Origin of the sequence: Mycolicibacterium vaccae NBRC 14118 = CIP 105934, from assembly GCF_001552715.1 — a bacterium.
GTDB classification, from domain to species: domain Bacteria; phylum Actinomycetota; class Actinomycetes; order Mycobacteriales; family Mycobacteriaceae; genus Mycobacterium; species Mycobacterium vaccae.
The window spans coordinates 1-9,909 of the sequence record NZ_BCRS01000201.1 but is presented as its reverse complement, the minus strand read 5'-3'; the positions used below and the strand labels follow the sequence as shown (position 1 = coordinate 9,909).

The following is a 9,909-nucleotide window of genomic DNA, read 5'->3' as shown; positions in this document are numbered from 1 at the left end:
GGCAGGCGCGTTCACCGCGCCGGCCCGGCGGGCGAGGTCTGCGCTGCTGACCGCCAGCGCCCCGGCGACCACCGCGGCGGGGCCGAGCATGCGTCGGTTGAAGAAGACCCAGCTCCAGCCCGCGTTGAGGACGAGGTTGACCGCGAGCGCCCGCTCGTAGGCGCGCGCCTGCCCGGTGTCCCCGCGTGCCTCGAGGGTGTCGATCGTGGAGGCCGATACCGCGGCGATGTCGCTGTACAAGAGGTTCCAGACGATCGGGAACGCCGCGCTCGGCGGCTGGAAGTCCGGTTTACGCAGGCGCCGGTACCAGGTCGACTGGACGGCAGGGCGGGTCGCCAGTCCTCCGACGGCGGCAGCGGCGAACGCCGCCCCGGCGGTCTTGGCGAGAGTCAACGGGCGCATGGGGTCCTTTCCGGCCTGCGCGACGCGGCGGTGCGGCGCGCATCATGATCAGTACCCCGACGACGGCGAGCCGAACCGGTCCGGCGCCGACCGGCGGCGCAGCGCGCGATAGCCTCCGTAGAGCACCGCGGCCACCGCCAGGTTGACGAAGTAGGCGAGGTCGGCGCCGTGCCAAGCCGCCGCCACCGGACCCTGGAACAACGAGGTGTTCATGAACGGGACCGCCGCGGCGTAGGAGAGCACGAACACCACCAGTGCGGCAACCGCGTCCCGCCGGTCGGTGGTCTCGGTCGCGGGATCGAGGGTGCGGCGCCGCGCCGTGCGGTACCGCCAGTCGACGACGACCACGGCGACGAACGCCGGGATCCAGTAACTGACCAGCAGGAGCACATCGGTGAAGCGGGTCGCGGTGTCAGCCCCGTGCAACCACAGGACGAGCGCGAACGCCAACACCGTGACGATCACCGCCGACACCGGCCGCCGCACCCGGACCCCGAGGGTCTGCAGCGCCAGCGATCCGCTGTAGTCGTTCATCACCCCCGACCCCACCGACGCGACGGCGATCACCAGCAGCGCCAGGCCGCCGAGGATTCCGCCACCCATCACCGTGCTGACACCGTCGATGGTGTGCTCCCCGACGACACCGGCCGCCGCGATCCCGACCCCCTGAACGAACACGTACCCGAGCGCGATCCCCGCGGCGGTGCAGCCGAACACCCGCGCCGCCGACACGTCGGCGGGCAGGTACCGGCTGAAGTCCGCCGCGTAGGGCGCCCACGAGATGGCGAGGCTGAACGCGATCGTGACCTCCAGAACGAACGCGCCGGCCAGGTCGGGCCCGGAAACCGTGGCAGGCACCACGATCTCGTTCCCGGCGACGATCTTGACCGTGAACACCACGAACATGACGAACAGCACGACCGTCAGCACCGCCTGCACCCGATGAATGAGCTCATAGCCGAAGAAACCGACCACGCCCTGCACCCCGAGCACGATCGCCACCGCGGCCCAGAACGGGATACCGAGCAGCGCGGACAGCGCCTCGCCACCGAACAGACCGACCAGCGCGTCCCATGCGATCGACGAAACCCATTGCAGTGAAGCGGGAACCACGACGGTGCCGCCGAATGCCATGCGCGCGTTCGGCAACTGGCCGGCACCGGTGCGCGGGCCCCAGGTCGACAGGTAGCCGACGACCAGCGCGCCGAGCAGTGTGCCGATCACCATCGCCAGCAGGCCCAGCCAGAACCCGAGACCGAGCACGATCGCCAACGTGCCGGTGAAGACGCCGGTCATGTTCACCTGAGGGGCGAACCACACGGTGAACAACCGGCCGGCGCTTCCGTAGCGGTGATCGGCCGGAATAGGCGCGATGCCGTGCGTCTCGACCGAAAGATCACCGGCGCCGGTGGGCCGGCGTCCGACGAACACGTCCGCGGCCAACGGGTCCGACGAGGTTGCCTGTGACATCGCCTTATTCGACCACGGCAGGTCACGCTCGACCAGCCACAACCGATGATCACGTGACGCCGGAGCCCGCTCGACCGATTGGCCCCGGCAGCAGGCCGGACGCCATAATCGGAAGAACTGAAGATCAGCTAACGAACGGAGCGGACGTGGCGCAGGCCGGCACCGGAATGCCCGGAGCTGCGCAGGACAACCCGGTCCGCCGGCCGCGTCTGCTGGTCGTCGGGCTCAGCGTCGTGGTGCTCACGGTCGCGGTGCTGCAGACCGCGGTCGTCCCGGTGCTCGGCGTCATCGCCGACCAGCTCGACGTGTCGATGGTGGCAGTCAGTTGGGCGGTCACCGCCAACCTGCTCGCCGCCGCGGCGACCACCCCGCTGATCGGCCGCCTCGCCGACCTGTACCGCAAGAAACGGGTGCTGCTCGCCGTGCTCGCGGTCGTCCTCGCCGGCTCGGTGCTGGCCGCGGTGACGTCGTCACTGGCACTGCTCATCGTCGCGCGGGTGCTGCAGGCCGCGTCGTTCGCGCTGTACCCGATCTGCATTGCGATCCTGCGCGAGGAACTGGCGCCCGACCGGATGGTGTCCGCAATGGCGGTGCTGTCGGGCACACTCGGCTTCGGTGGCGGAACCGGGCTGGTCGTGGTCGGCCTGCTGATGAGCGGCGACGCCGGGTATCACCGGGTGTTCTGGCTGACCACCGCGTTCACGGTGCTGGTGATCCTCATCGTGGTCACCCTCGTGCCCGACCGGCGGCGCACCGCGCCCGGGTCGATCGACTGGCTCGGCGCGGTCGGACTGGCGCTGGGGCTGTCATCGCTGCTGCTGGCCATCACCCAGGCCGGCGCGTGGGGCTGGGGTTCGCCGCGCACGATCGGCGCCGCCTGCGGCGGCGTTGCGGTGCTGATCGCCTGGTGGTTCTGGGAGCGCAGGCTGGCTCGCCCACTGGTCTCGACCCGGATGCTGTCGCAGCGCTCGATGTTGTTCACCAACCTGGCGACGGTGTTCGTCGGCATGGGGCTGTACTTCGCGTTCCTGGGCCTGACCCAGTTCGTCCAGATCGACCGCGACACCGCCGGCTACGGGTTCAGCGCCGACGTCCTGGAGGCCAGCGTGGTCTACCTGCTTCCCGGTGCGCTCACGGGCTTTATCGTGGCGCTGGCCAGCGGCCGGTTCATCGACCGGTTCGGCGCCAGGCCGGTGCTGATGGTCGCTGCTCTGGCCGGGATCGCGGGTTTCCTGTTCATCGCGTTCGCGCACACCTCGCCGTGGCAGGTGATCACTGCCAACATCCTGGCCAACGCCTACATCAGCCTGGGCTACGGCGCGCTGCCCGCACTGGTGGTCGGGGCCAGCCAGGCCGGCGAGACGGGCGTGGCCACCAGCATGAACGCCATCGCCCGCACGGTCGGCAGTTCGACCGCAGCCGCGATCGTGGCGGTCGCGCTGGCGCACACCACCGCGGCGGGTACGCCTGCCGAGAGCAGTTTCACGCTGATCTTCTGTCTGGGCGCGGCCACGGCGGCACTCGCCATGGTGCTGATCGCACTGTCACGGCCGCGGGCGGTGCAGTCCGACGAAGCCCGGCTGGAGACCCGGGCCATGAACCACGAGTGGGGCTGACCGGAGGCGTCAGCGCAGTTCAGCGAGATTGCACACCGAACGGTGCACGTCGCCCTTGATCACCTTGGCGACGACGTTGCCCACCGGAGTGGACAGCAGTCCCCCGGACAGCTCCGCAACCACCCCGAACGACGACCCTTCAGCGCCCGCGGGCTCCACCTGCAACGACAGCGCGATGCGCACACCGCCGCGGCCGGTTCCCACCAGCTCGATCTCCTTGGGCTCGTCATAGCGGGTCACCCGCCAGTTGATGACGTTGCGGAACCCTTTGACCTTGATCAACGACGCCACCTGCGTGTCGACGTCGATCTCGGCCGGGACCGGGCTCTTCCAGCCGGCGAAGATCGTCAACCATTCGTCGAACCGCTTCAGGTCCGAGGCCAGGGCCCAGGCCTGCTCGGGACTCAGATCGGATGTCACGGACACATCGACACTCGCCATGGGTCTTCACTACCCCACCAGCTCCTCGACGTAAACGACGCCGAACCGTGACATCCAGCTGCGAAACTCTTCACAGCGACGAAGCCCGGCCGATGCCTGCTGGGGTCCGGCATCAGTACAGCGCGCTCTCCTGCGCGGATTCTCTCGTCGAGTCCGGGGTGTGACGAAGGAATCCATTGTCGAAATGTAAATTCGTTGCGGAATCACTTGCATAGGTCCGTCAGATCCGCGAAGGTTTACCCCACAGCCACGACGGCTGTCCCCGAGGAGGACCTGCCCTGACCGGCACACACATCACCGCTGCAGAACAGACGGCGGATTCCGCGGCCACCCGCCCCAAGGGCGCGCCGGTGATCGAGATCGACCATGTCACGAAGCGCTTCGGCGACTACCTGGCCGTCGCCGACGCCGACTTCTCCATCGCGCCCGGGGAGTTCTTCTCCATGCTCGGCCCGTCCGGGTGTGGGAAGACGACCACGTTGCGCATGATCGCGGGATTCGAGACCCCGACTGAAGGGGCGATCCGCCTCGAAGGCGCCGACGTGTCGAGGACCCCACCCAACAAGCGCAACGTCAACACGGTGTTCCAGCACTACGCGCTGTTCCCGCACATGACGGTCTGGGACAACGTCGCGTACGGCCCGCGCAGCAAGAAACTCGGCAAAGGCGAGGTCCGCAAGCGCGTCGACGAGCTGCTGGAGATCGTCCGGCTGACCGACTTCGCCGAGCGCAGGCCCGCCCAGCTGTCCGGCGGGCAGCAGCAGCGGGTGGCGTTGGCCCGGGCACTGGTGAACTACCCCAGCGCGCTGCTGCTCGATGAACCGCTCGGAGCGCTCGACCTGAAGCTGCGCCACGTCATGCAGTTCGAGCTCAAGCGCATCCAGCGGGAGGTCGGGATCACGTTCATCTACGTGACCCACGACCAGGAAGAGGCGCTCACGATGAGTGACCGCATCGCGGTGATGAACGCCGGCAACGTCGAACAGATCGGCAGCCCGACCGAGATCTACGACCGTCCCGCGACGGTGTTCGTCGCCAGCTTCATCGGACAGGCCAACCTCTGGGCGGGCCGGTGCACCGGCCGCTCCAACCGCGATTACGTCGAGATCGACGTTCTCGGCTCGACGCTGAAGGCACGCCCGGGCGAGACCACGATCGAGCCCGGCGGGCACGCCACCCTGATGGTGCGTCCGGAACGCATCCGGGTCACCCCGGGCTCCCAGGACGCGCCGACCGGTGACGTCGCCTGCGTGCGTGCCACCGTCACCGACCTGACCTTCCAAGGTCCGGTGGTGCGGCTCTCGCTGGCCGCTCCGGACGACTCGACCGTGATCGCCCACGTCGGCCCCGAGCAGGATCTGCCGCTGCTGCGCCCCGGCGACGAGGTGTACGTCAGCTGGGCACCGGAAGCCTCCCTGGTGCTTCCCGGCGACGACATCCCCACCACCGAGGACCTCGAAGAGATGCTCGACGACTCCTGAGTCACGCTTCCCGATTGCCGACCCCACCCCCTTCCCTGGAGCCGACGAAAGGCACCCGCACATGTCCCGTGACATCGATCCCCACCTGCTGGCCCGAATGACCGCACGCCGCACCTCGCGTCGCCGCTTCATCGGCGGTGGCGCCGCGGCCGCCGCGGGCCTGACCCTCGGTTCGTCGTTCCTGGCGGCGTGCGGGTCCGACAGTGGGACCTCGAGCACCACGTCACAGGACAGCGGCCCCGCCAGCGGCGCCCTGCGCGTCTCCAACTGGCCGCTCTATATGGCCGACGGTTTCATCGCAGCGTTCCAGACCGCCTCGGGCATCACGGTCGACTACAAAGAAGACTTCAACGACAACGAGCAGTGGTTCGCCAAGGTCAAGGAGCCGTTGTCGCGCAAGCAGGACATAGGCGCCGACCTGGTGATCCCCACCGAGTTCATGGCCGCGCGCGTCAAGGGCCTGGGATGGCTCAATGAGATCAGCGAAGCCGGCGTGCCCAATCGCAAGAATCTGCGTCAGGACCTGTTGGACTCGAGCATCGACGAGGGCCGCAAGTTCACCGCGCCGTACATGACCGGCATGGTCGGTCTCGCCTACAACAAGGCAGCCACCGGACGCGATATCCGCACCATCGACGACCTCTGGGATCCCGCGTTCAAGGGCCGCGTCAGTCTGTTCTCCGACGTCCAGGACGGCCTCGGCATGATCATGCTCTCGCAGGGCAACTCGCCGGAGAATCCGACCACCGAGTCCATTCAGCAGGCGGTCGATCTGGTCCGCGAACAGAACGACAGGGGTCAGATCCGTCGCTTCACCGGCAACGACTACGCCGACGACCTGGCCGCAGGCAACATCGCCATCGCGCAGGCGTACTCCGGTGACGTCGTGCAGCTGCAGGCGGACAACCCCGATCTGCAGTTCATCGTTCCCGAATCCGGCGGCGACTGGTTCGTCGACACGATGGTGATCCCGTACACCACGCAGAACCAGAAGGCCGCCGAGGCGTGGATCGACTACATCTACGACCGAGCCAACTACGCCAAGCTGGTCGCGTTCACCCAGTTCGTGCCCGCACTCTCGGACATGACCGACGAACTCGCCAAGGTCGATCCTGCATCGGCGGAGAACCCGCTGATCAACCCGTCGCCCGAGGTGCAGGCGAACCTGAAGTCGTGGGCGGCACTGACCGACGAGCAGACGCAGGAGTTCAACACTGCGTACGCCGCCGTCACCGGCGGCTGACGCGGTGGTAGTGCCGATGCGAGGGGCATAAATGGCCCTGCGGACGCGAGGAGCATAAATGGCCGGTGTCGCCACCAGCAGCCGTCAGCGGAGCAAGGTCGCTCCGTATCTGATGGTCCTGCCGGCGCTCGCATATCTCGCGATCTTCTTCGTGGTGCCGTTCTTCTCGCTGGCACGCACCTCGTTGTCGGAGACCGGCGGCTCGGTGTTCATGCCGACGCTGACGTTCGCCTGGGACTTCGGCAACTACGTCGACGCGTTCACGATGTACCACGAGCAGATCTTCCGCTCGTTCGGCTACGCGTTCGTCGCCACGGTGCTGTGCCTGTTGCTGGCGTTCCCGCTGGCCTACGTCATCGCGTTCAAGGCCGGCCGGTTCAAGAACCTGATCCTGGGGCTGGTGATCCTGCCGTTCTTCGTCACGTTCCTGATCCGCACCATTGCGTGGAAGACGATCCTGGCCGACGAAGGCTGGGTGGTCACCGCGCTGGGCGCCATCGGGCTGCTGCCTGACGAGGGCCGGCTGCTGTCCACCAGCTGGGCGGTCATCGGCGGTCTGACCTACAACTGGATCATCTTCATGATCCTGCCGCTGTACGTCAGCCTGGAGAAGATCGACCCGCGTCTGCTGGAGGCCTCCCAGGACCTCTACTCGTCGGCGCCGCGCAGCTTCGGCAAGGTGATCCTGCCGATGGCGATGCCCGGGGTGCTGGCCGGGAGCATGCTGGTGTTCATCCCGGCCGTCGGCGACTTCATCAACGCCGACTATCTCGGCAGTACCCAGACCACCATGATCGGCAACGTGATCCAGAAGCAGTTCCTGGTCGTCAAGGACTATCCGGCGGCGGCCGCGCTGAGTCTGGGGCTGATGTTGCTGATCCTGATCGGCGTGCTCCTCTACACACGGGCGCTGGGTTCGGAGGATCTGGTATGACCACCCAGGCAGGCGCCGCACTGGCCACCGCCGCCCAGCAGGATCCGACCCCGAAGAAGGTTCGCGCCCGCCACCGGTGGGGCGACATAGCGCTGCGGGCGGCCGCGGTCTTCGTGCTGCTGTACCTGTTCCTGCCGATCTTCGTGATCGTGCTGTTCTCGTTCAACAAGCCGGCCGGCAAGTTCAACTACACGTGGCAGGGCTTCACGCTGGACAACTGGCTGGACCCCTTCAAGTACCCGGCGCTGACCCAGGCGCTCAAGCTCAGCCTCAATGTGGCCGCGGTGTCGACAGCCGTCGCGCTGGTGCTGGGCAGCCTGGTCGCGATCGCGCTGGTGCGACAGCGGTGGCGCGGGCAGCGCGCCGTGGACACCTTCCTGGTGCTACCGCTGACCGCACCCGAGGTGGTGATGGGCGCGGCGCTGCTGACGCTGTTCCTGGACTTCAACACCTCCGCCGGCTACCTGACGATCGTGTTGTCGCACATCGCCTTCGAGGTCAGCTTCATCGCGATGACGGTCCGTGCGCGGGTCCGCGGTTTCGACTGGACGCTGGAGGACGCGTCGCTGGATCTGGGTGCCGGGCCGGTGCGGACGTTCTTCAAGGTGACGTTGCCGCTGATCGTGCCCGGCATCGTCGCCGCGGCGATGCTGTCGTTCGCACTGTCGCTCGACGACTTCATCATCACCTACTTCGTCAGCGGCGCCGAGGTGACCTACCCGCTCTATGTGAACGCGGCGGTGAAGGCGGCCGTGCCTCCGCAGATCAACGTGCTGGCCACCGCGATCCTTCTGGTCAGTCTGCTGCTGCTCGGCGTGAGCACGCTCTATCGGCGCAAGAAGTTCCAGGGCTGAGCCTTCGGCAGGGTCACGGTGTCAGCCGGACGGTCACGGTGACCCGACCCTGGCCGTCCTGCTCGGCCACCGCGTGGCCGGCGCGGTCGGCGCCGTCGAAGTTCATCAACGTGATCGGTCCGCCGTCGCCGGTGAAGTTGCGCCACCAGGTCTTCTTGTCCGGTGCCAGCACCCTGATCACGATCGCGCCGCCGGTGCGTTGGAAGTTCACCGGGGTCTGGAACGTCTGACCCGAGCGCCGGCCGGTGTAGCGGATCACCACCATGCTGCGGCGCACCAGTGGACCGATCACCGGAGCATCGATCAGGCGTGCCGCCCCCGCGTTGACCACGCCGACGAGCGGCGAGTCGAAGATTCCTCTGGACATGCGATCCACGCTAACCGCGCTCAGCCGACTTCGAGCGGCACCGGCGCCGCGCGGGCACCTCTACGGGCCGCGCCGATCCCGGCCGCCACCACGAACCCGATGCCGACCACGCCCAGCGCACCGGGGACCTGATGCAGGATCACGAGGCCCAGCACCATCGCCAACGCCGGTTCCAGCGCCATCAAGGTGCCGAACGCCGCGGCGGTGAGCCGGCGCAACGCCAGCATTTCCAGTGCGAACGGCACCACGGGCAGCAGGATCGCCAGCCCGGCCCCGATGAGCAGGATCTGCGGGGTCATCCGGTCGAAGACGGCGGGGCCGACGGCCAGGGTGGCGGCCAGGCCGGCTACCGGCATCGAGACCGCCAGTCCGTTGATACCTGCCACGTCGTCGCCGACCTTCTGGGTGAGCAGGATGTACCCGGCCCAGCAGACCGCCGCGGCGAGGGCATATCCGACCCCGACCGGATCGACAGCTCCGCTCCACGGTTGGGTCAGCAGCAGCACACCGACCGCCGCGAATCCCGGCCAGACCCACCGGCCCTGTCCCCGGCCACGCGCGACCGCGACGCCGAGGGGGCCGAGAAACTCCAGCGCGCTCGCGGTGCCGAGCGGGATGCGCGCCACCGCGGCCATGAACAGCACGGTGATCGCGGCGGTGACCACCCCGAGCACCACACACAGCAGGAAGCTCTTGACGGTGAAGGCTTTCCGGCGTGGGCGGACGATGATCAGCAGCAGGATGCCCGCCCATGCCAGCCGCAGCCAGGCGACGCCGTCGACGCCGATCTCGTCGATCAGGGTGACGGCGATCGCCAGCCCGAGCTGCACACAGACCATCGCGGCCACCGCCATGAGGGCGCCGGTGCGTGCCTGTTCACTCGCCATGGATGGCATTGAACGTGAAAAGCACCGTTGCGGTCCACGTGATTTTTCAACACATACCGTTCAGCAATCTCGAACGATCGTGGGTCACCGCAGCGTTTGACAGCCTGTGACGTTTGAAACGCGGCAGAGAAGGTAAAGGTCCACCCATGATCAGGAACTCTTTCCGCGCACCGCTGCTGATGGCGGCCGCCGCAGCCGCCGCCATCGTCACCGC

10 protein-coding genes are annotated in these 9,909 nt (G+C 67.7%); 5 read left to right on the top strand and 5 right to left on the bottom strand.

The window, feature by feature from the left end:
• Positions 1-402, bottom strand: a 402-nt coding sequence (locus MVA01S_RS26520; RefSeq protein ID WP_060941758.1) for a TspO/MBR family protein, incomplete at its 3' end; no start/stop codon positions are given.
• 48 nt (positions 403-450) lie between these two features.
• A complete protein-coding gene (locus MVA01S_RS26515; RefSeq protein ID WP_040542614.1) occupies positions 451-1,872 on the bottom strand; it encodes a purine-cytosine permease family protein in 1,422 nt (473 codons plus the stop codon).
• A 167-nt stretch (positions 1,873-2,039) separates the two neighbouring features.
• On the opposite strand from MVA01S_RS26515, the gene MVA01S_RS26510 reads away from it, so the two are divergent.
• Positions 2,040-3,488: an MFS transporter gene (locus tag MVA01S_RS26510; RefSeq protein ID WP_040542616.1), complete on the top strand. Its 1,449-nt coding sequence runs from the start codon at positions 2,040-2,042 to the stop codon at positions 3,486-3,488.
• 9 nt (positions 3,489-3,497) lie between these two features.
• Here the strand turns inward: MVA01S_RS26510 and MVA01S_RS26505 are convergent, their stop codons facing one another.
• The gene (locus tag MVA01S_RS26505; RefSeq protein WP_003932604.1) at positions 3,498-3,929 is read right to left on the bottom strand and encodes a type II toxin-antitoxin system Rv0910 family toxin; all 432 of its coding nucleotides are present in this window, start codon (positions 3,927-3,929) and stop codon (positions 3,498-3,500) included.
• 350 nt (positions 3,930-4,279) lie between these two features.
• Between MVA01S_RS26505 and MVA01S_RS26500 the strand changes: the two genes are divergently transcribed.
• From MVA01S_RS26500 to MVA01S_RS26485, 4 genes are all read left to right on the top strand, one after another.
• On the top strand, positions 4,280-5,410 hold the full coding sequence (locus tag MVA01S_RS26500; RefSeq protein WP_003932605.1) for an ABC transporter ATP-binding protein: 1,131 nt from the start codon (positions 4,280-4,282) through the stop codon (positions 5,408-5,410).
• Positions 5,411-5,471: 61 nt separating this feature from the next.
• Positions 5,472-6,653 carry a polyamine ABC transporter substrate-binding protein gene (locus tag MVA01S_RS26495; protein ID WP_003932606.1) on the top strand — a complete coding sequence of 394 codons (1,182 nt, stop codon included), beginning with the start codon at positions 5,472-5,474 and terminating at the stop codon, positions 6,651-6,653.
• Positions 6,654-6,711: 58 nt separating this feature from the next.
• On the top strand, positions 6,712-7,587 hold the full coding sequence (locus MVA01S_RS26490) for an ABC transporter permease (protein WP_003932607.1): 876 nt from the start codon (positions 6,712-6,714) through the stop codon (positions 7,585-7,587).
• Positions 7,584-8,441 carry an ABC transporter permease gene (locus MVA01S_RS26485; RefSeq protein ID WP_003932608.1) on the top strand — a complete coding sequence of 286 codons (858 nt, stop codon included), beginning with the start codon at positions 7,584-7,586 and terminating at the stop codon, positions 8,439-8,441. The genes MVA01S_RS26490 and MVA01S_RS26485 overlap by 4 nt, the downstream gene beginning before the upstream one ends.
• 13 nt (positions 8,442-8,454) lie before the next feature.
• Here the strand turns inward: MVA01S_RS26485 and MVA01S_RS26480 are convergent, their stop codons facing one another.
• Together MVA01S_RS26480 and MVA01S_RS26475 are read right to left on the bottom strand one after the other, a co-directional pair.
• The gene (locus tag MVA01S_RS26480; protein WP_003932609.1) at positions 8,455-8,808 is read right to left on the bottom strand and encodes a hypothetical protein; all 354 of its coding nucleotides are present in this window, start codon (positions 8,806-8,808) and stop codon (positions 8,455-8,457) included.
• A 20-nt stretch (positions 8,809-8,828) separates the two neighbouring features.
• Positions 8,829-9,695 carry an EamA family transporter gene (locus MVA01S_RS26475; protein ID WP_003932610.1) on the bottom strand — a complete coding sequence of 289 codons (867 nt, stop codon included), beginning with the start codon at positions 9,693-9,695 and terminating at the stop codon, positions 8,829-8,831.
• Between the last annotated feature and the right edge of the window lie 214 nt (positions 9,696-9,909).